General features: G+C 68.5%; 20 protein-coding genes. 12 read left to right on the top strand and 8 right to left on the bottom strand.

What is annotated here, in order from left to right; all coding sequences use genetic code 11:
* The first annotated feature begins 21 nt into the window (after positions 1–21).
* The 7 genes from EDC02_RS12580 to EDC02_RS12550 all read left to right on the top strand — a co-directional run bounded on the left by EDC02_RS12580 (position 22) and on the right by EDC02_RS12550 (position 8,312).
* On the top strand, positions 22–936 hold the full coding sequence (locus EDC02_RS12580) for a carbohydrate ABC transporter permease (RefSeq protein WP_233605886.1): 915 nt from the start codon (positions 22–24) through the stop codon (positions 934–936).
* Positions 936–1,847 carry a carbohydrate ABC transporter permease gene (locus EDC02_RS12575; protein WP_123602103.1) on the top strand — a complete coding sequence of 304 codons (912 nt, stop codon included), beginning with the start codon at positions 936–938 and terminating at the stop codon, positions 1,845–1,847. Before EDC02_RS12580 ends, EDC02_RS12575 begins: the two co-directional genes overlap by 1 nt.
* The gene (locus tag EDC02_RS12570) at positions 1,847–2,914 is read left to right on the top strand and encodes an ABC transporter ATP-binding protein (RefSeq protein WP_123602102.1); all 1,068 of its coding nucleotides are present in this window, start codon (positions 1,847–1,849) and stop codon (positions 2,912–2,914) included. The genes EDC02_RS12575 and EDC02_RS12570 overlap by 1 nt, the downstream gene beginning before the upstream one ends.
* A complete protein-coding gene (locus EDC02_RS12565; protein ID WP_123602101.1) occupies positions 2,914–3,990 on the top strand; it encodes an ABC transporter ATP-binding protein in 1,077 nt (358 codons plus the stop codon). The genes EDC02_RS12570 and EDC02_RS12565 overlap by 1 nt, the downstream gene beginning before the upstream one ends.
* Positions 3,991–4,054: 64 nt before the next feature.
* Complete coding sequence (locus EDC02_RS12560) at positions 4,055–5,515, top strand: NAD-dependent succinate-semialdehyde dehydrogenase (protein ID WP_123602100.1); 1,461 nt, start codon at positions 4,055–4,057, stop codon at positions 5,513–5,515.
* A 117-nt stretch (positions 5,516–5,632) separates the two neighbouring features.
* Positions 5,633–6,838 carry an iron-containing alcohol dehydrogenase gene (locus EDC02_RS12555; RefSeq protein ID WP_123602099.1) on the top strand — a complete coding sequence of 402 codons (1,206 nt, stop codon included), beginning with the start codon at positions 5,633–5,635 and terminating at the stop codon, positions 6,836–6,838.
* Between the two features lie 739 nt (positions 6,839–7,577).
* On the top strand, positions 7,578–8,312 hold the full coding sequence (locus EDC02_RS12550; RefSeq protein ID WP_158632177.1) for a DUF981 family protein: 735 nt from the start codon (positions 7,578–7,580) through the stop codon (positions 8,310–8,312).
* Between the two features lie 401 nt (positions 8,313–8,713).
* Here the strand turns inward: EDC02_RS12550 and EDC02_RS12545 are convergent, their stop codons facing one another.
* Positions 8,714–8,992 carry a hypothetical protein gene (locus EDC02_RS12545; RefSeq protein WP_123602097.1) on the bottom strand — a complete coding sequence of 93 codons (279 nt, stop codon included), beginning with the start codon at positions 8,990–8,992 and terminating at the stop codon, positions 8,714–8,716.
* A gap of 32 nt (positions 8,993–9,024) precedes the next feature.
* Here EDC02_RS12545 and EDC02_RS12540 point away from each other — a divergent pair, with 32 nt between their 5' ends.
* Positions 9,025–9,645, top strand: a complete 621-nt coding sequence (locus tag EDC02_RS12540) for an NAD(P)-dependent oxidoreductase (RefSeq protein ID WP_123602096.1) — start codon at positions 9,025–9,027, stop codon at positions 9,643–9,645.
* An 11-nt stretch (positions 9,646–9,656) separates the two neighbouring features.
* Positions 9,657–10,091: a hypothetical protein gene (locus EDC02_RS12535; protein ID WP_199757618.1), complete on the top strand. Its 435-nt coding sequence runs from the start codon at positions 9,657–9,659 to the stop codon at positions 10,089–10,091.
* Between the two features lie 21 nt (positions 10,092–10,112).
* Here the strand turns inward: EDC02_RS12535 and EDC02_RS12530 are convergent, their stop codons facing one another.
* From EDC02_RS12530 to EDC02_RS12515, 4 genes are all read right to left on the bottom strand, one after another.
* Positions 10,113–10,679 (bottom strand): TetR/AcrR family transcriptional regulator, encoded by a 567-nt coding sequence (locus EDC02_RS12530; protein ID WP_123602095.1) that lies wholly within the window; start codon positions 10,677–10,679, stop codon positions 10,113–10,115.
* Between the two features lie 103 nt (positions 10,680–10,782).
* Positions 10,783–11,757: an alpha/beta fold hydrolase gene (locus EDC02_RS12525; RefSeq protein WP_123602094.1), complete on the bottom strand. Its 975-nt coding sequence runs from the start codon at positions 11,755–11,757 to the stop codon at positions 10,783–10,785.
* Entirely contained in the window at positions 11,754–12,404 is a 651-nt protein-coding gene (locus tag EDC02_RS12520; RefSeq protein WP_199757617.1) for an SDR family NAD(P)-dependent oxidoreductase, read from the bottom strand. Before EDC02_RS12520 ends, EDC02_RS12525 begins: the two co-directional genes overlap by 4 nt.
* A gap of 297 nt (positions 12,405–12,701) precedes the next feature.
* Positions 12,702–13,310 (bottom strand): NADPH-dependent F420 reductase, encoded by a 609-nt coding sequence (locus tag EDC02_RS12515; RefSeq protein WP_123602093.1) that lies wholly within the window; start codon positions 13,308–13,310, stop codon positions 12,702–12,704.
* Between the two features lie 106 nt (positions 13,311–13,416).
* Here EDC02_RS12515 and EDC02_RS12510 point away from each other — a divergent pair, with 106 nt between their 5' ends.
* Positions 13,417–14,265 carry a LysR family transcriptional regulator gene (locus EDC02_RS12510; protein ID WP_123602092.1) on the top strand — a complete coding sequence of 283 codons (849 nt, stop codon included), beginning with the start codon at positions 13,417–13,419 and terminating at the stop codon, positions 14,263–14,265.
* Between the two features lie 84 nt (positions 14,266–14,349).
* Here the strand turns inward: EDC02_RS12510 and EDC02_RS12505 are convergent, their stop codons facing one another.
* Positions 14,350–14,952 carry a TetR/AcrR family transcriptional regulator gene (locus EDC02_RS12505; protein ID WP_123604731.1) on the bottom strand — a complete coding sequence of 201 codons (603 nt, stop codon included), beginning with the start codon at positions 14,950–14,952 and terminating at the stop codon, positions 14,350–14,352.
* Positions 14,953–15,049: 97 nt separating this feature from the next.
* On the opposite strand from EDC02_RS12505, the gene EDC02_RS40825 reads away from it, so the two are divergent.
* Together EDC02_RS40825 and EDC02_RS12495 are read left to right on the top strand one after the other, a co-directional pair.
* A complete protein-coding gene (locus tag EDC02_RS40825; protein ID WP_199757615.1) occupies positions 15,050–15,289 on the top strand; it encodes an NAD-dependent epimerase/dehydratase family protein in 240 nt (79 codons plus the stop codon).
* 351 nt (positions 15,290–15,640) lie between these two features.
* Positions 15,641–18,037, top strand: coding sequence for a WD40 repeat domain-containing protein (locus EDC02_RS12495; RefSeq protein ID WP_158632176.1), 2,397 nt, complete (start codon positions 15,641–15,643; stop codon positions 18,035–18,037).
* A 362-nt stretch (positions 18,038–18,399) separates the two neighbouring features.
* Here EDC02_RS12495 and EDC02_RS12490 read toward each other — a convergent pair whose 3' ends face one another.
* Positions 18,400–18,879, bottom strand: coding sequence for a nuclear transport factor 2 family protein (locus EDC02_RS12490; RefSeq protein ID WP_199757614.1), 480 nt, complete (start codon positions 18,877–18,879; stop codon positions 18,400–18,402).
* An 85-nt stretch (positions 18,880–18,964) separates the two neighbouring features.
* Entirely contained in the window at positions 18,965–19,813 is an 849-nt protein-coding gene (locus EDC02_RS12485; protein ID WP_233605885.1) for an SDR family oxidoreductase, read from the bottom strand.
* Between the last annotated feature and the right edge of the window lie 26 nt (positions 19,814–19,839).

Here is a 19,839-nt window from a genome sequence, read left to right as displayed (position 1 = left end):
CCTCTGACGACCGACCGCCCGGTGCAGGTGACGTCTGCGACGCCACCTGCACCGGGGTGGTCCCGCCGGCTGAGTGACCGCGGGCTCGCCGTGGCCTTCATCGCCCCAGCCCTGCTGCTGCTGCTCGCGATGTCGGTGTTCCCGTTGCTGTGGGCGTTGTACCTGTCGTTCACCGACTACTCGGCCACCCGCGGGGGGCCCGCCCATTTCATCTGGTTCGGGAACTACACCGCCGTCCTGACGTCGTCGCAGGTCCACCAGAGGGCCTTGACGACGTTGATCTACGTGTTCGGTGCGGTCACCCTGCAGACCGTGCTCGGTTTCGCCATCGCGTACCTGATCTCACGGCGCACGCACGGGCGAGGACTGCTGACTACTCTGTTCCTGGTTCCGATGATGCTGTCGCCGGTCGTGGTCGGGCTGTTCTGGCGATTCATGCTCGACACGCAGTTCGGCGTGATCAACAGCATGCTCGGCTCGCTCGGCCTGGGGCAGGTGGAGTGGCTGACCCAGCAGCGAACCGCACTGTTCTCCCTCATCCTGGTCGACACCTGGCAGTGGACGCCGTTCATCATGCTCATCGCGCTTGCGGGCCTTACCGCAGTCCCCAAGTACCTGTACGAGGCCGCCTCGATCGACCGGGCGTCCGAGTGGTTCCGGTTCCGCCATATCACTCTTCCGCTGGTGTGGCCGCTGCTCCTCATCGCGGTGTTGTTCAGGGCCATCGAGGCGTTTCGGCTGTTCGACCTCGTCTACATCCTCACGAGCGGAGGTCCGGGCGTCTCCACCGAGACGTTGTCGTTCCACGTCTACAAGGTCGCGTTCCTGGGCTTCAACACCGGGACCGCCTCGGCATACGGGATCCTCATGGTCCTCGTCGTCATCATCCTCACGCAGCTCTACCTGCGCTACCTGAACAAGCTCAAGGAGGACTGATGGCCGTCTCCGTCGACGAGGCCGTGTCCTCAGGCTCTGCCCGGGACAACCCGCCCCCAGCGCGCCGCCTCGGCGGCCGAGGCCGCTCCGTGCTGGAGGTCGTGCTGCTGACCGCGCTGGCCGTCGTGATGCTCTTTCCGGTGCTGTGGATGATCGAGACGTCCATCAAGGAAAATCGGGACGTCTACGCCATCCCAGCCAAGTTTCTTGGCTTCACAGTCACTATGGACCACTTCAAGGACGTGTTCGTCGGCTCCGCCGGCGGTCGCTCAGCCTTGTCCGTCGCGTTCCTCAACTCCATCGTGGTCGCCGGGGTCTCCACGGTGCTGGCCACCGTGCTGGGGGTTCCGGCAGCGTGGGCCTACTCCCGCTTCGCCGTGAAGGCCAAGAAGGACCAACTCTTCTTCATCCTGTCCACCCGCTTCATGCCGCCCGTGGTGGTCGTTGTCCCGATCTTCCTCATGTACCGCCAGGTCGGACTCATCGACACCAAGCTCGGACTGATCCTCATCTACGCCGCGTTCAACCTCCCGTTCACCATCTGGATGATGAAGGGGTTCGTCGACGAGGTACCCGCGGAGTACGAGGATGCCGCCATGCTCGACGGCTACACCAGGTTGCAGGCGTTCCGGCGATTCACCCTTCCCCTGCTCGTGCCCGGCATCGCCGCGACGGCGGTCTTCGCGCTCATCTTCTCCTGGAACGAGTTCGTGTTCGCCATCTTCCTCACCTCCAGCGACGACGTGCGTACGGCCCCACCCGCCATCGCGGGCCTCATCGGTGGCACCACCGTGGACTGGGGTCTGGTGGCCGCTGCCTCCGTGGTGTTCGCCCTGCCGGTGCTCGTCTTCGCCTACCTGGTGCGCAAGCACCTCGTCGCCGGTGTGACGCTCGGGGCGGTGCGACGCTGATGGCGGGTATCGAGGTGACCGCACTGCACAAGCGCTACCCGGACGGGACGGTCGCGGTTGATCACGTGGATCTGTCCATCGGCGACGGCGAGCTGTTCGTGATGCTCGGCCCTTCGGGCTGCGGCAAGACGACCACGTTGCGGGCCATAGCCGGCCTGGAGAGGCAGACGACGGGCGACATCCTTATCGGCGACACGCTGGTCAACGACCTGCCGCCCGCCGAGCGCGACATCGCCATGGTGTTCCAGTTCTACGCTCTCTACCCGCATCTGAGAACCCGCGACAACCTGGCGTTCCCACTGCGGGCCGAGGGACTGCCCAAGCCGCAGGTGCGCGAGCGGGTCGACGAGGCCGCCCGGCTGATGCGGCTTGGTCCACTCCTGGACCGGCGACCGCGCCAACTGTCCGGCGGGGAGCAGCAGCGCGTCGCGCTCGCTCGCGCCCTGGTCCGACGACCACGTGCGTTCCTCATGGACGAACCTCTCACCAACCTGGACGCGGAGCTGAGGGCGGACATGCGTACGGAGATCAAGCACCTGCAGGGGGAGTTGGGGGCGACGATGGTCTACGTCACCCACGACCAGGTCGAGGCGATGTCGCTCGGTCACCGAATCGCCATCCTCAACAAGGGCCGCGTCGAGCAGATCGGCACGCCGCTGGAAGTCTACGACCGTCCGGCGAGTCTCTTCTGCGCCGCGTTCATCGGCTCCCCGCCGATGAACCTGATCGAGGTGGAACTGGTCGACGGGAAGCTGTGCAGTCAGGGCGGACTGGTTCTCCCGCCACCGCCGGGCCCGCCGCGCGACCGTCGCCTGGTCGCCGGCGTCCGGCCGGAGGCGCTGGAAGTCACCGAACCAGGTGCGGACCGTTCGGTCCCGGCCCGGGTGGTCTCGGCGGAGTGGCTGGGCGACGAGATCATCTACGTGGTCGACCACAGCGGCCAGCGTGACGTCCGGGTTCGGATGCCACCGACTGTCCGTTTCGCCGCTGACGCATCGGTCGGGCTGCGGCATATCGGCGGGACCCCGGCGGTCTACGACGTGAGCACGGAAGAGCTGGTGGCCTGATGGGAACCGTGGCAGTGAACGGGCTGTGCAAGTCCTTCGGCAAAGTCCGAGCCCTGGACGGGGTGACGCTGGATGTGCCGGAGGGCTCGTTCTTCGTCGTGCTCGGACCATCCGGGGCAGGCAAGACGACGACCCTGCGAGCGATCGCCGGCCTTGAGAAGCTCGACGCCGGGTCGGTGCATCTGGACGGGAGGGACGCGACCGGTGACACCCCGGCCGCACGCGACCTGGCCATGGTGTTCCAGAGCTACGCCCTCTACCCGCGACACACGGCGTACGAGAACATCGCTTCGCCGCTGCGGGCACGCCGCTGTTCTCCGACCGAGATCGCCGCTGCCGTCGAGCAGATGTCGAGCCTGCTGCACATCGAACGTCTGCTGCAGCGTCGGCCCGCGCAGTTGTCGGGCGGTGAGATGCAGCGTGTCGCCCTGGCCCGGGCGCTGGTCCGTCGCCCGCGCGCGTTTCTCATGGACGAGCCACTGACGAACCTCGACCTCAAGCTCCGCGTCGAGATGCGCACCGAGCTCACCCGCATCCACCGCAGCCTCGGCGCAACCTTCGTCTACGTGACCAACGACCAGGTCGAGGCCTTGTCCATGGCCGACCATGTCGCGGTCCTCAAGGAGGGGAAGGTGCAACAGGTCGGAACGCCGACCGAGGTGTACGAGCGGCCAGCCAACCAGTGGGTCGCGGGATTTGTCGGGAGCCCGCCGATCAGCCTGCTCGCCTGCCGCGCCGAGGGAGATCGTCTGGTTGGTGCGGAAGGCTGGACGCTGCCGAGGCCCCGCTGGACCACCGCTGAGGACGGTCGTGCGCTGCTACTGGGCCTGCGCGCCGAGGATCTGTCCGTCGAGCAGCGTGGGGACGCGTCGTTGCCGGGGGAGCTCTACGGACTCGAACCGCTCGGTGACCGCACCGTGGTCGACGTCCGAGTGGGGACGAAGATCCTCAAGATCAAGGCGCGACCCACCGTCACCGGTACGCCGGGCGAGCGCCTGGTCGTCACGGTCGACCTGGACCGTGCGCACCTGTTCGACGCGGCTACCGGGCTGTCGCTGTCCGAGGCGGGAAGGTAGCCGTGTCGGACGCGATCGCCGAGGTCACGCTCGACATCACCAGAAGCTCGCAGGAGGCGACGCAATGAGTGACCCGATGAACGTCCTGGCCCCCGAGCACCGGCGGCTCCGGATCGGCGACGCCTGGCGCGACGCTGCAAGCGGTGCCACCTTCTCCGTCGAGGACCCGGCCACCGGCAAGACCATCGCCGAGGTGGCGGACGCCGACGTCGTCGACGGCCTCGCCGCTCTGGACATGGCGAGCAAGGCGATGACGCAGTGGGCGGCGACCCCACCGCGGAAACGGTCAGAGCTGTTGACCGCGACGTACCGGGCACTGACCGAGCGATCCGAGGAGGTCGCCCGGCTGATAACGCTCGAGATGGGCAAGCCGCTCGCCGAGGCTCGGGCCGAGGTGGTTTACGGCGCCGAGTTCTTCCGCTGGTTCGCCGAGGAGGCGGTGCGCGTCGAGGGGCGCTACAGCACCGCTCCCGCAGGTGGATATCGCATCCTCACCGTACCGAAGCCGGTCGGACCGTGCGTCTTCGTGACGCCCTGGAACTTTCCGTTGGCCATGGGTGCCCGCAAAATCGCTCCCGCGCTGGCGGCGGGCTGCACGACGCTCACCAAGCCAGCAGCTCAGACGCCACTCACCATGCTGTTCCTGGCCCGCATCATGGAGGAGGTCGGCGTACCCCTGGGCGTCGTCAACGTGGTGACAACCAAACGTGCCGGCAAAGTGGTCTCCGCACTGCTAGCCGACCGTCGGACCCGCAAGCTTTCGTTCACCGGGTCGACCGAGGTCGGGCGCGTGCTGCTCCGACAGGCGGCGGACAACGTGCTGCGCACCTCCATGGAACTGGGCGGCAACGCGGCGTTGATCGTGTGTGCCGACGCGGATCTGGACGTCGCGCTCGACGGTGCCATGGTGGCCAAGATGCGCAACATCGGGGAGTCCTGTATCGCGGCCAACCGGATCTACGTCGAGGAGCCGGTGCGCGAGGAGTTCACGGCGCGCTTCGCCGAGCGGATGGGCGCGCTCTCGGTGGGCCATGGTCTCGACGAGGGTGTGGACGTCGGGGCGTTGATCGACGAGGCCTCGGTCGCCAAGATCGACGAGCTGGTCGCCGACGCGGTCGATCGCGGCGCCCGTGTCTTGGTGGGCGGCGAGCGTCCGGATGGCCCGGGCCACTTCTATCCGCCTACGGTTGTCGTCGACGTGCCCGAGGACGCGCGGATGCTGGCGGCGGAGATCTTCGGTCCGGTGGCGCCGATCATCTCGTTCACGTCCGATGACGAGGTGATGGCAAAGGCCAACGACACCGAGCACGGCCTGGTCGGATACATCTTCACCCGTGACCTGCAGCGGGCGCTGCGGTTCACCGAAGGGCTGGAGACGGGGATGCTGGGCATCAACCGTGGGCTGATCTCGGACCCGTCAGCTCCGTTCGGAGGCGTGAAGCAGTCCGGGATCGGCAGGGAGGGGTCGCACGAGGGCATCCTCGAGTACCTCGACCTCACCTACGCGGCGATCGACCTACCGTGACCGACCGGCTGCTCCGGGCGTACCTGGCGGCCAGCCTCGCCGACGCCGTCCCGGTCTCGCAGATGAGCTGGACGTCCCGCCCAGCTAGTCACCGCCGACGTTCGGAGAGGCACTGACATGCTTGAGACCGTCCGCGGACCACGCCAGCTGATAGTGGGCGAAGGGGTCGCGCAGAACATCCCACGAGTGGTGGCCGAGAGTGGCTCGCGAGTCCTCATCGTGACCGACCAGGTTCTACTGGGACAGCCGGGCGTGGCCGAGATCGTCGCCGCCGTGCGGGAGAAGGTCGAGATCGTCGAGGTGTTCGCCGACGCCACTTCAGACGTGCCGCTCGCCGATGTCGCCCTGGCCGTCTCGGTCGCCGCGGAGGTGGACGCCGACGTGATCCTCGCCATCGGGGGTGGCACGGTGATCGACCTCGCCAAGATCGTCGGCGTCATCCGGCGCCACGGTGGGACGCCGCGCGATTTCTACGGCGAGTCGAAGGTGCCGGGGCCGACGATTCCGCTCGTCGCGGTCCCGACGACGTCCGGCACCGGCTCCGAGCTCACACCCGTATCGGTGTTGACCGACCCGGACCGCGAGCTGAAGGTGGGGGTTTCCAGCGTCCACATCGTGCCCGACTTCGCCATCGTCGACCCCGAACTCACCTACACCTGCCCTGCGACCGTCACCGCCCACTCGGGCATCGACGCGTTTTGTCATGCGGTGGAGAGCTACACCGCGCGACCCCGGGCCCACGGACCGCGCGACCCGGTGGAGCAGGTGTTCCTCGGTCGCAACCCGGTCACCGACCACTACGCGCTCCTGGCTGCGGAGCGGATCGCCCGTAGCTTGCGTCGTGCGGTCCGGGACGGAGGCGACAAGGACGCGCGCGCGGACATGTCCTATGGGTCCGTGCTAGCCGGGCTCGCGTTCTCCCACGCAGGCAACGCGGCCCCGCATGCCCTCCAATACCCCATCGGCGCAGCCACCCACACGCCGCACGGCCTGGGCGTCGGGCTGCTACTGCCCTACGCGCTGGACGCGGCCAGGTATGCCATCGCCGACCGGCTGGCCATCCTCGCCGGGGTTTGCGGGCTCGACGTGACCGACGCCTCGGAGGCCGAGGCCGCAGATGCGTTCCTCACCTGGCTCAACGGGCTCCTTGCCGACATCGGCATCCCTCCCACCTTGGCGGACATCGGCGTGGCCCGTGCCGACCTGCCCCGCTTCGCGGAGATGGCCAGTGGCGTCACCCGCTTGATCCAGAACCATCCGGGCCCGACCGACACCGCGAGCCTGACCACCATCCTGGAAGCGGCCTGGACCGGGGACCGGTAAGGCGCGGAAGCGGCGGCCGGCATCAGTTGGACCAACTGTGGCCGGCCAGGTCCCAGGCTGCCGGGGACTGGCTCAGGCCGACGACGACGGCCGTCGCGGTGGCGGCCGAAAGCGCGGAGTCGGTAGTGATCATCGCTCGAAGTCGCATGGCGGTCTTCTTGCCGTCCGGTGTGGGCTGTATCGATAGGACAGCCTGCTTCGGCCCTGGCGCGGGCGGGTCGGCGGTCGGTGGGAGATATGTGGCTCATGGCGTGGCATTCTGTCCAATGTATCTGGTGCTGCCGCCCCGACGCCGAGTCGCCGGCAGGTCACCTGACGTTCCGGCAAACGTCACTATGGATGATCAAGATGGCCCGGTCAAACCCCTAGCGCCAACAGGGTTTCGCTACGTAAAGTGGCTATGTGGTTACAGTCAGGCTGACCATTGGTTGGATGCGACGCGGACCGGCGACCACTGTGGTCACGGATGAATCGCCACGCGGATCCGCTCCAGCCGGTGCCACCTGGGGCCAGATTGCCGAACTCGACGAGCGACTCCCGGACCGCGACGCGCCGACAGCCGGCGACGGCAGCGCGGGCAGCACGGAATCGCTCGCCGTCGCGGTTGCGGACGACCGGGCGGATCCGACCGCGCAGTGCCGCTGCCCAGGCAGCGGCGGCCGCGGTCATGGTGACGGGCGGATGCCGACGACACGGCACCGATCCCAGGCAAGGGTCGACACCACATGAGGGAGGGCACGTGATTCTCTACAACACGTCCATGGGAGTGGTCGCCGGGCTGGCATTGATCCTCGTGTCGCTGCTGCTGCGGCGTGCCGCCGCAGCCGCCCTGCCGGCTGTCGACAGCGCGGATCCCGATCCAGCGCAGGACCGGTCGGTGGCGGTGGAACCAGCCGGTGGCACCTTCGACCCGCGGCTGTGGGCGGTGGTATTCGGCGCGCTCGGCCTGGTCCTCGCGCCGCTGGGCGCGCTGATGGCGACCACCTGGCCGTTGACCGTCAACCCGCCGCTCAACTTCATCTTCGGCGAGCCGTGCCTGATCCTGGGCGTCTTGCTGCTCGCCGCAGCGGTCTACCTCTGGCACCTGCGTGGCGACCTCGCCGGTCTGCAACAGGTGGACCTCACCCCGGTCGCCGTGGTCGTCATCGGACTCGGCGGCGTCCTGATCGCCTGTGCCGCCGCCATCGCACGGTTCGAGATCGTCGGCGGCGCGCCGGCCGCCGAACCCATCACCGGGCTGCTCAACGGCTATCCACTGGTGGAGAACACCTTCTTCGTGCTGCTCTACCTGGCTGCCGGCCTCGGTGCCATCCTGGCACCGCTGAGCCGCCTGCGTCCGGGCTGGCTGCTCACCGCCGCGCGGTGGCTCTGGTTCGGCAGCGGACTGGTCTTCGCCCTGTTCAGCATTTTGAACTACTACACCCACGCGGGCCTGGACATCAACCTTCGTCTCGGTACGGAGTACCGGATCTGATCAGCCTGCGCCCGGCCTGACCACAAAACGAATCCGCTGTGACCCGTGAGACGCCGGCACCAGCCCGGCGTCTCACCACGAGCAGATGGCAACCAACAGCCGCTGCGTTCAGCGCGCCGGCCAGAAAGAAGCCTCCCCAAACTGAGATGAGGAGGCTGACCTCGATCGATCAGGTACTGGTTTGTGTCCGAGGCCCGAGTTGATCTCCAACTACATGACCGTTCTTCGCGAGGAACTTCTGCTCATGTAGCTGCGACGATCGTTTCAGGGTTGGACGGGGCAGCCCGGGTCGGCGATCAGGCGCTGCGTACCGGGGTGTCTTGTCGTGATCCGCTATGTGGACGGCGGCCCGGCTCAGGCCACGACGCGTGTTTGCCGCCACCAACGGCATCGCGTGCCGATCACGGTTGGTACGACGCGTTGCGGACTTGCTCGGTTGACGCCGATACGGGCAGGGCGGTGATCGCGGCACGTTCCGGCTCACCGAACGGCCAGCCGATGGAGTACTCGACGGTGCGGCGGCGGGTGTTCTTGCGGACCGACCCTCCATCGTGCCGGTGCAGCGCACCGTCGGGCTGTGGTCGATGGACCTGTACGCCCTTCGGGCGGTCGTGGGTGTTCGGAGTGGCGATCGCGCACTTGTGAGACTTCTTGACTCGGAACGGATGCCGTGCCAGCATCTCTGAGACATCCTGTCTCAGAAAGAGGGATCATGCGCATCGTTGTTCTAGGCGCTACCGGCGCTACCGGCCGGCAGGTTCTGGCCATCGCACGCCGGCACGGCCATCACGTTGTGGCGCTCGCGCGGCGGCCCGAGGCCTTGTCTGATGCGGTTGACGTCGGCCTCGAGGTCAGGCAAGCGGACGTACACGAGCCGGGCCGGGTCGCTGCGGCGTGCCGTGATGCTGACGCGGTCGTCAGCGCGCTCGGCAGCCGGGGAAAGGGGCCGACGGGCACGCTCAGCGCCGGGGCCCGCGCGATCACCGACGCCATGCCGTCCCGCGTGGCCTGGATGGGCTCGTTCGGCATCGGAGCATCGCATCGCCGCGCCGGGCCGCTCTACGCATTCATCCAGCGTCGTGTGCTGGGGGCCGGATTCGCCGACAAGGCGGCCGCTGACGAGGTCGTGTCGGGCCCGAACTGCACGATCTTCCATCCCGTGATCCTCACCGGCGGGGCGGCGACAGGCCGGGCCACGGTGACGCCGGTGGACGAACTCGACCGATCGTGGCGGTTCATGCCGCCCAAGGTTTCCCGCGCGGACGTCGCCGCCGCCATGATCGCCGAGGTCGAGAGCCCGGCATACGGCGGCCGGACCGTCGCCGTCTTCTGAGGAGAATCACCGTGACTACCGACAGCTGGCTGCTGATCTACGCGATGCTGTCCGCATACTGCCTCGCCGGTTGCCTCATGGAACACTTCGCCGTCTTCTCCGGCTGGCCGGCCGTCGCGCGCGGCGAGTTCCGGGCTGTGCAAACCGCGCAGGGCCACGGCAGCGGGGTCGTCTACGTGCTTCCGAAGGTCTTGCTCACCGCCTTGTTGATCGTTCTGCTGGCCGTCGCGCCGGATGGCATCCCGGCGTGGCCGCTATGGGCGAGCATGGCTGTGCTGGCCGTCTCGTGGGCGTCGGCCGCGCTCATCCAGATTCCGATCCAGCTGCGTATCCGCCGGACCGCCGAGACGCGGGAGATCGAACGGCTGCGGCGCACCGACTGGGTCCGCGTGCTGGCGATGGTTGCGCACGTGGGGTTCGTCATCGTGGTCGTCACGGTCGCCTGAAGGTGACGCACGACCCAGGGCTCAACGGCGCCAGACGCCGACGCTGTCGATAGCCCGGTCGATGAGCTCGTCGGTGACCGCGCGCATCTGCATGGTCGCGCGGTAGACGATCGGCCCGATCAGCATGGAGGTCAGGTCGTCTGCGCAGGCGTCGGTCTCCAGTTCCCCGGTCGCGGCCGCGGAACGTACGGCAACATCCAGCCGTTCAGTGATCGTCCGGACCGATGCGTCGCGCCGCTGGGCGATCTCTGCGTCCCACACCGCCGACTGCATCAGCGTGAGCGACAACGCCGCGACCGCCGGAGCGGCGAGTTCGTCCGCCATCTGCCGCAACTGCTGGTGCAACCAGGGCCGGACCGGCGTCGGCGGATCCTTGAACAGCGGCAGATCACCGCCGGACATGACGTCCAGCAGCAGCTGCTCGGGGCGCGGCCAATGCCGGTAGACGGTGGCCCGTCCCACGCCTGCCTCTTGGGCGACCCGTTGATGCGTGATGGCCCCTGGGCCCTCGCCGATCAGCAGCTGCCGCGCTGCGGTGAGGATCACTTTCCGGCTACGTGCGGTGCGGGGATCCGACGAGTGACTCACTGCAATATTCTACGAGGTCAAGGAGCCCTCCTACTTTGCTCGCACGGCGCGAGTGTCGTCCGTCGTCGAGGCGGTCCCGGCCGCCGCCGAGCGACGGGGCTCGTCACTGCGCGGTTCTCGTGTCGATCTTGGCGAACGGAGCTTGCTGGGCGCCCAGGTCCTGCACTGCCAGGTCCCAGGCGCGGTCGCCGGGTACGAGGGCGCTGCGGAGGTAGGCCCAGATCATGGCGCGGATCGCGGCGACCCGTTCGGGACTCTCGTCCGTGGTCTCGCCGGCGTCGTAGCCGGAGACGCCGCCGAGCATGTGCTCGGCGGCGAAGACGGTGATTAGTGTCTTGTTGTGGCCAGGGCTGCGGTGGTAGGGGTCCGCGCGCCAGTCCTTGCGGTTGGTGAACATGGCATTGTGGTCCTTGTCGCCGACCACGATGAGCGCCTGCCCGGTCATGGTGTCGAAGGTGGTGCCGGCCAGGTCCGGGTAGTGCTCGGCGGCGAAGCCGGCGAGGTCCTCTCCGGCTCCCGGTCCTGCCATGATCACGCTGGCCAGGATGCGCTCGTCGCGCCGGTCGAGCGTGGTGCCGTCCACGCGGTTGGCGACGGTCATGCCGGCGAGCATGCTCACGGTGTGGCCACCGAGTGAGTGCCCGACGGCGGCGATCTTCGTCCAGTTCACGCGTCCGGCGAGCCCGGGAACGGTCTGTTCGATCTCGTCGAGGTGGTCGAGGACGAAGTGCATGTCCTCGACGCGGGAGCGCCAGAACAGGGGCGCGTCCTCGGTGCCGTTGTCGCGCAGGCCCAGACCGGTGAAGTCGAGATGCGTGGGTTGCAGGACGACGAAGCCGTGAGCGGCCCAGAAGTCCACCAAGGGCCCGTAGCCGCGTAGTGAGGATAGGAAGTTCGACATCCCGTGCCCGTGGGAGAACAGGATGACGGGCAGGTCTGCGCCTGTGGCGGGTACGGAGACCTTGACTTCGAGCGGAACCGGGCGTCCCGGAACCTGCAGGGTCACCGGACTGTAGGTGATGACGGGCTCGGCCGCGTTGACGGGCAGGCCGGCGGATGCGGTGAAGCGCTTGGTCACTGCTGATTTCCGTTCTTCGCGAGCATGGTTTTGGCAAGTTCCCAGAGCCGCCGGGCCGATCCGGGGTCGATGGCGTGCGAGGCGACCTCGGAGGGGATGCTGTCGGCGGTGACCGGGGCCTGTTCGTCGTTGACCGGCGAGATGTCGTTGTCCTTGAGGTAGACGCCGCCGATGTCGTCGAGCAGGGGGCTGGTGGCCGCCGCGAACGCGATGGTGCTCGTACCCTGCTGCGGGGTCTTCTTGCCGACGGCGGGATCGATGATGGGATTGCCGGCGTCGTCGATCAGGCCCATGGCGCGCAGCGCGTCGTTGCCGACTGCACTGTTGAGGCTCGTGCCGACCACCACGCCGGGATGTACCGCGTACCCGTGGATGCCGTCATCGGCCCAGCGGCGGTCGACCTCGACGGCCAGCAGCACGACGGCGGCTTTGGATTGGGCGTACGCGAGACCGGCGTGGTAGTTGTCGCGCAGGTTGACGTCGTCCCACTGTATGCCGGCGAACCGGTGTGCGCCGGAGGACACGTTGACCACCCGGGCGCCGTGCGCGGCACGCAACGCCGGATACAGGTCGCGGGTGAGCTGGAAGTGGCCGAGGAAGTTCGTCGCGAACTCTGCCTCGTAGCCGCGGGGATCGAGGGTAAGCACCGCCGGTGCCGGTCCACCGCTCGGCGAACGCCGTGACGGAGGCCGGGTCGAGCAGGTCGAGCGGGGCGATCTCGACGCCCTTGATCTCGCCCAGCGTGGTGACGGCGCGCTGCGGGTCGCGGGCGCCGACGGTCACCGACGCGCCTGCCGCGGCCAGAGCGCGGGTGACCACGGCACCGAGGCCGGTGTGCCCGGCGGTAACCACGACGTTGCGGCCGGTGAGATCGATGCCGGCGAGGACGTCGTCGACGGTGGAGGCGGCGGTGAAACCAGTACCGAGGGGCTGTTGCCTGCTGCTCATTCGCTGCTCCGGGAGACGGAAATGTTGAAGGTGAGAGTGTGCAGCGCCATGGCGGTGGCAAAGAACAACGGTGCGGCGTGCTCGGTGGCCAGCGCGGTGCCGATGTCGCCCAGATCGAGAATCCAGTCCTGGGGCCAGCCCAGATCCACGAGCAAACCGCTCACCGTACGCTTGGCCGCCTGGTCGTCCCCGCTGACGAAGACGGTGGCCTGCGGCAGCGAGGCCCACGGGTCGACCATGATCGTGTGATTCATCGTGTTGAGCGCCTTGACGACCCGGGCCCGCTGGAAACGCTCCTGCACCTGATGGGCAATACTGTCGCCGTACGAGGCCATCGTCCGCTGCTCGGTCAGTGCGGCCGACGGGTCCAGCACGATCTTGTCGCCGAGGACGTCCTCCCCGATCTCGTCCAGGGTGGTGAGCACGGCCGTGCCGGGAATGGCGGTGACGACCACGTCGGCGGACGCCACGGCCGTGCGCCGGTCGGTCCTCCCGGATGCCGCGGAGGGATCTCGGGATCCGTACACGACCTGATGGCCCGAGGAAGCCAAGCGCACTCCGAGGGCTGACCCGACCTTGCCAGTGCCGAGAATGGCGATGTTCATGGTCCGATCGTGCGGGCCGCGCTTGTCCGGGGTCCAAGACCGGCTCGGTCACACGCCATACCCAGAAGGTATGCCGTCGTGGCGCAGACGGATCTACGCTGGGCCGATGGACAGCCGGGAACTGCGGTACTTCATCGCCGTCGCCGAGGAACTGCACTTCGGCCGGGCCGCGCAGCGCTTGGGCATCGCGCAGCCGCCGCTGTCGCGCACGATCATCCAGCTCGAACGCCGGCTCGGTGCCGCTCTGCTGCAACGGGACAGCCGGCCGGTGGCGCTCACCGAAGCCGGCGCGACGCTCCTGCACGAGGGGCAAGCAGCGCTGGAGGCGCTGGAGGCAGCCGAGCACCGTACCCGGCGTGCCGTCCTCTCCGCCACCGGCCGGCCCAGCGTCGTTTTGGCGATCAAAGCCGGCGCCTCCAGCGAGTTGCTCGCCAAGCTGTTGCACGCCTACGCCGCCGAGCCCGGTTCGATCCACGTCGACGTGATGCTCTGCGGGCCGGGGGAACAGACCGGACTGCTGCGCAACGGTCACGCCGACCTCGCCATCCTGCATCCACCCATCGACGAGGTCACCGGCTTCGACACCGAGGAACTGCTCACCGAGGGCCAGATCGCCGTCCTGCCCGCCGGGCATCCCCTCACCAGCCGTCCGCATCTGGGCGTGGCGGATGTCAGGGAACTCGCCGGCCTGCCTGCGCCCCGCTGGCCCCGGCCGGACGGCACCTTCCCCGTAGGCCCCGGCCCCGAGGTGCGGAACCACGCACAACTTCTGCAGCTGATCGCGCTCGGCCGTACCATGATGATCGCCCCCAACTCCTGCCGGGCCCAGCTGCACGAGGACGTCGTGGCGGTTCCTCTCGTTGACGCTCCCCGCATCACCACCGTCATCGCCTGGCCGCCACGGAGCCGGAACCGGGCCGTCGCCGACCTCGTCCGGACCGCGACCCGTCTCTGACAGCCGGGTCCGACGTCCCGTTCGTCGACCTGAAGGTTCAGTGGTGACCGCTTCGTTGATCGCGCGTTCGAGGTGACGGGGCCGTCAGACAGACGGCCAGTTGCGCATCGCGGCGCCGACCGCCAGCTGTAGGTCTGCGTGATCAGCGCCACCCGCAGCCTGGACGGCAATGCCGTTGGCCAGGGTCATCAGGTAGACGGCCAGTGAATCCGGATCGCAGTCGCTGGGCAGATCGCCTTCGTCGACCGCCTGCCGGAAACGATCGCGGAGGCCGAGGCGTTGCTTGTCGCGCCAGGCGTTCAACGCGTCGCGAGCCTCTTGCCCGAGACGGCCGGCGGAAAGGAAGCCCATCACGCCAAGACATCCCCTTGGGCAGTCTGGCCGGGTGGACGCCAGGACTGCGCCGGAAAGGTAGGCCTCACCGACCTGGCGAGCGCGGGGCTCTTGCAGTGCGCGGGTCCCGTAGGAGCCTGGGCCGTCGGCGTAGCGCTCCAGGACCACCCGGAACAGCTGTTCCTTGTTGCCGAAAGCCCCGTACATGCTGGTTTTGCCGATGCCCATGGCGCGGGTCAGGTCGGTCAGGCTGACGGCGTCGTAACCCTGCTCCCAGAAAACGACCATGGCGCGGTCGAGTACCTCGTCTGCATCGAACTCCCGCGGCCGGCCGATCCGTCGCCCCTGCGTCATGTCCACCCCACCGATCATAGCCATCTGTACCGGGCGGACCGTAAGTGATACACTTCTGTTCCGTTCCGACCGGAACTAAAATATGAGGAGTTCATAGATGGTTGAACAGTTGCCGACGGTCTTGGTCACTGGTGCCTCAGGTTTCATAGCGGGACACGTCATTCAGGAGTTGCTCCAGCACGGCTATGTCGTGCGCGGCACGGTGCGCGATGTGACCCGCGCCCAGAAGCTCCCTCACCTCAACGCGCTCGCCACCGAGTTCCCCGGTCACGGAGTACCTGAGACCTCAGCCATGGGAACCGCTGCTGGGCGAACTCGCGGTGCTCGGCCACCGTGACGTCATCCCGCTCAGCCCACCCGGCTTCGGTGAACCCCTGCCCGCCGGCTTTGCACCGAACCTCGAGGGCTACCGCGACTGGCCGACGAACTGGCCCGCATCGGTACGCCGGTCGACCTGGTCGGCCACGACTTCGGCGGTGGGGCCAAGCGATCCTCGCACTCTACCGCCCCGCCGCGGTCGAGCCGCCGGCCGAGGCTCGCGCCGGTCGGCTATGAATGGCGGAGTCGATCGTCATGGGAGATGGACATGTCTGAGCGAGCCGGCTGGGTAGTTGACGAAGCGCAACCACCGCACCGGATTCTGCGTACTTCGCTGGGTTCGCTTTGGCCGGCGTCGATCACACCGGCCGTGGCTAACGGCCGGGAGGTGGTGGTCTTCGCCGGCGTCGACCGGGAGTCGCTGCCGGTGCGGTTCATCGACCTGGACAGCGGGGCGCTGCTGCCGGACCGGTCCGTGCTGCACGGCGCCGATAGCCTGCGCCTGCTGGCGCTCGCCGCGGGGGCGGGACGCACACTGATGGTCACGTCCACGAACAGGGGTGTGCTGGTGGTACGGGACGCCCGGACGGGGGAGCCGGCCGGTCCCCCGGCCCAGGCGCCGGAACAAATACGGGCGGTGGCCGCCGGTGTGGTCGATGCGCGGGAGGTAGCTGGGGCGTGTTGCACGGAAGAGGTCCGGGTCTGGGATCCGGTTGAGGGCACGGTGATCACGGAGCACGGTTTCGGTGGGTACGCGTTCGTCCACCATCGGGGACGGCTCCTGGTCGTGGCCGGCGATGGGGAAACCTGGCAGATGCGCGATGCGCTGACCGGCGAACCCTACGGTGAGCCCTTCGCCGCTCACGGTTCACTGGTAGGGGCTGTGGTGTCCCGGGGTCGGGTTCTGGTCGTCTCGCTGGTGTGGAGGGCGGGGCCGGCGACTCCCGTACGGGCGTGGGATGTGACGGCAGCCGCCGAGATCACCTTGGGTGCGTTGTGGCACGCGGAGCAGATCGAGGGCGTCGAGCCTTCGCTCGGCGGCCTGGCTCTCGCTGAGTGGGACAACCGCCTGGCCGCGGCCGTGACGTGGTTCGTCAAGGACGGTTCGGCCCGGGCCGAACTGTGGTTACCGGGAGCAGGCGGATCACGGCGGGTGTCGCTGCCGGATACTGCCACCGTCGCCGCCGTCCTGCCGCACGACGGCCGGCTCGTGACGGCGACCGCCGGCAGATCCGGTGCGCTGGCGGTGACCGATGCCCGGTCGCCTTACTACGGTGGGCCGGTCCGCTCGTTCAACGGCTGGGCCCGGCGGTCCGGTCGCACCCTGGCGGTGCTCTCCGGTGACCCGGACATGCTCTACGACATCAACGCTGGACGCCCCTTCACCCGTGTCACCATGCCGGAGGACCCGGCGGACCGACCGGTTGCCGCCGCGGTCGAGGGCCGTGGGTTCCGCGTGTGGGACACGGTCACCGGTGAGGAGTTGATGCGGCGCGACGGGCAGTACGACCGGGAAACGGGCGCGCTGACCGCCGCCGTCACCGCGGTCGCGTACCGTGAGATGGACGGCCATTCGCTGTTGGCCACCGGCGGTGACAACGGCTCCGTCCGCTTGTGGGATGTCGCCACCGGCGAGGCGCTCGGCGCTTTGTGGCACGGCCACACCGGCCGTGTCACCGCGCTGGCCATCACCCAGTGGCGGGACCGGCCCGTCGTGCTGTCCGCCGAGACGTGGGGTCCGCCGCGCATGTGGATGATCGACTTCCTCAGCGGTGTGGGGCACACCGACTCGGTCACCTCGGTCGCCGGTGGTGTGCGCGGCGGCCTTCCGGTCTTCGCCTCCGGCAGCGAGGACGGCACGATCCGCTTCTGGGACGCGTCCACTGGTGCCGACATCGGGCCGATCATCCGATCCGGGACCGTCGACGGGCTGGCCCTGGCAGGCAACGTTCTGATCACCAGCGGTGAAGGCCTGGTGCGCCGGTGGGACGCGGTGAGCGGTGAGCCCGTCGGTGAGCCCTTCAGCCGGTCCGAGTCCGAACCGGGTCGGCTGGCCACGGCCGAGATGGACGGCCACACCCTGGTCGCGGCAGTCATCGACCAGCACCTGTGCGTGTGGGACGTCGCAACCGGTGAGTCGCACACCACGATGCCCCTACCGGGACGGGCCGCTCTGTACCAGCCGGGCGGAGCGCAACTGCTCGACATCACCGTCCATGACGGACGGCTGGTGGCGATGACCGTCGAAGCCCCGCACGACGACCTCTTCCCGGCCGCCGATGACGACACGCAGCAGATCACCGTGTGGGACGTGGCCGCTGCCGCTCCGCTGTTTCCACCGATGCTGACCAGCGACGACGGCGGGCACGGCGCCTTCGGCGTGGTCGAGGGCCGGCTGACTGCCGCGCACGGGGTCGACGCGGAGAAGAACGAAGGCGAGGGCGTCTGGCCCGAGGAAGCGGGGGACGTCTATCTGCGCGACATGGCCACCGGAGAGATCGGGATAGACTCCCGGCCCGATGCCGGCTGGAACCAGCAGCTCGTCTTCGCCAGGGCACGTGGCCGGGATGTTCTCCTGGTCGCTGCGGACAATGCGGTGGTCCTGTTCGACGCCGCCACCGGCCGTGACCTGACGGATCGCGTCAACGGGCTCGCCGGAGCGGTCACCTGCGTCGCCGTGACCCAGTCGCACGGGCATACGTTCGGTGCGGCCGGCGATGGGGCCGGCGGCGTACGCATCTGGGAGATCGTGCCTCGCCCTGAGTGACACGGTTGACATCCATGAAGAGGTCCGCCGCCGAGCTGACCTTCTGTCGTTCTTGGCCGAAGCGTGGATCGTCTTGATGTCGATGGTGTCGTCGACCCGGCGGGGTAGCCTGGTTCCGGCTCGTCCGTGAGGATGAATGGGCTCGGGGTGGCATCGAGTCGGCACGGGTGCACGGCCGCTACCGGCGGCGGCTGGCCCACACCGCCATCGCCGGGCGGCCGGTCGTGATCCATCAACCAGTTCGGGCTCACGTTCCCGCTGTTCGAACACTTCGGCGTCCAGTTGCGGATCCCCGAGGTGCTTACGTAGCGAGGAATGCACTTCAGGAGGTGAGGTCCGGCTTCGGCGCGAGGGGCGAGAGGTCAAGCCGGCCCTCGCTTGGATGCCGGACGCATCAGATCGACGAGACCACGCCACATGTGGCCGACCGTGGCGGCGGCACGGATCGTCGCCAGCGGGTTCCAGAAGTCGCGGAAGTGGACGATCCTGCCGTCCCGGAAGCGGACCACGGAGATGTAGACCTGGTGGAACGGTCGTTTGGTGACCACACCCCTGCCCTCGCCAACGAACTCGGCGATCACCAGCTCGGGATCGGTGGTCTCGTGGAAGGTGAGGCCGGAGAAGTGGACGTCGAATTGCTTCGGGAAGTCCTTCATATGCTCGTACAGTTCGTGGTGCCCGACGAACCGGGACGGCACGCCCGGCGGCGGATAGGGGAACTCCAGCACCCCGGCCGGGTCGAACAACTCCACCCACTCCCGGATGCGTCCAGCGGTGATGTACTCGAGGTTGCGGGCGAACACCTCCTGCGCCTGCGCCCGGGTCTGCTGGTCGATGTCCACGGTGGCCACCTTTCGAGGTCGGTCGTCACGAGCCGAGGTTCCGGGGCCGGGCCTGGTCTCTGCCCGGCACCGCGGGGCGGGCGGGTCAGCCCTCGCGGGGCCGCACCCGCGCGGCGAGGTTGCGGTCGATCAGGGTGTCCGGCAACAACCGGGCGGCCAGGCTGGCGAACCGGACGTCCGGGCCGACCGGATAGCGGGTCTTCGGCCGGGACGCGGTGAGGGCGCGAGCCACCGTCCGGGCGTACCGCGCAGGTGTGGTCCTGCTGCGGAGCACCTGGCGTGCGTTGTCGCGCAGGAAGGCCCGGAACGGACCCCGGTACAACGCCACGGTCGACTCCGGCGCGCCGTCGATGACCTCTTCGCCGGCCTGGTCGAGCTTCTCCCAGATCGGGGTACGGATCGCGCCCGGCTGCACCACCGACACCGTGACGCCGGACGGACGCAACTCGCGCCGCAGGCTGTCGCTGATCGCCTCCTTCGCGAACTGCGCCGCCGCGTACGCGCCGAGGTACGGCAGCGCGACCCGGCCGAGCCCCGAGGTGACGTTCACGATCCGGCCCCGGCCGGCCCGCAGCATCGGCAGGAACCCCTGGATGGTCTCGACCTGGCCGATCACGTTCGTCTCCAACTGCCGCCGCAGCGCTGCCGTGGGCAGGCACTCCAACGGACCGGGTTGGGCGACACCGGCGTTGTTGACCAGGCCCCAGAGTCCGGTGTCGCCGAGCCGCCCGGTCACCTCGTCGACCGCCTGCCGGATCTGATCGGATCGGGTCACGTCGATGCGCAGCGGATACAGCCGGCCGCCCGACGACTCCGCGAGCAGCCGCTCGCCGTCGGCCGGGGCGCGTACTCCGGCGAAGACCCGGAAACCGATCCGGGCCAGGTGCAGCGCCGCCTCCCGGCCGAGGCCGGACGACGCGCCCGTGACCACCACAGTACGGCCTGTCGGGGATATGCGTC

The organism is Micromonospora sp. Llam0 (assembly GCF_003751085.1).
Taxonomy (GTDB): domain Bacteria; phylum Actinomycetota; class Actinomycetes; order Mycobacteriales; family Micromonosporaceae; genus Micromonospora_E.
Note: the sequence above shows the minus strand (reverse complement) of the source record. Positions and strands in the feature narration are given on the sequence as shown.

Excerpts from the sequence above, each read along its gene's own strand:
- EDC02_RS12575 (WP_123602103.1), top strand. The coding sequence starts at position 936 with ATGGCCGTCTCCGTCGACGAGGCCGTGTCCTCAGGCTCTGCCCGGGAC.
- EDC02_RS12570 (WP_123602102.1), top strand. The coding sequence starts at position 1,847 with ATGGCGGGTATCGAGGTGACCGCACTGCACAAGCGCTACCCGGACGGG.
- EDC02_RS12565 (WP_123602101.1), top strand. The coding sequence starts at position 2,914 with ATGGGAACCGTGGCAGTGAACGGGCTGTGCAAGTCCTTCGGCAAAGTC.
- EDC02_RS12560 (WP_123602100.1), top strand. The coding sequence starts at position 4,055 with ATGAGTGACCCGATGAACGTCCTGGCCCCCGAGCACCGGCGGCTCCGG.
- EDC02_RS12555 (WP_123602099.1), top strand. The coding sequence starts at position 5,633 with ATGCTTGAGACCGTCCGCGGACCACGCCAGCTGATAGTGGGCGAAGGG.
- EDC02_RS12545 (WP_123602097.1), bottom strand. The coding sequence starts at position 8,992 with ATGCTGGCACGGCATCCGTTCCGAGTCAAGAAGTCTCACAAGTGCGCG.
- EDC02_RS12540 (WP_123602096.1), top strand. The coding sequence starts at position 9,025 with ATGCGCATCGTTGTTCTAGGCGCTACCGGCGCTACCGGCCGGCAGGTT.
- EDC02_RS12515 (WP_123602093.1), bottom strand. The coding sequence starts at position 13,310 with ATGAACATCGCCATTCTCGGCACTGGCAAGGTCGGGTCAGCCCTCGGA.
- EDC02_RS12510 (WP_123602092.1), top strand. The coding sequence starts at position 13,417 with ATGGACAGCCGGGAACTGCGGTACTTCATCGCCGTCGCCGAGGAACTG.
- EDC02_RS12505 (WP_123604731.1), bottom strand. The coding sequence starts at position 14,952 with ATGACGCAGGGGCGACGGATCGGCCGGCCGCGGGAGTTCGATGCAGAC.
- EDC02_RS40825 (WP_199757615.1), top strand. The coding sequence starts at position 15,050 with ATGGTTGAACAGTTGCCGACGGTCTTGGTCACTGGTGCCTCAGGTTTC.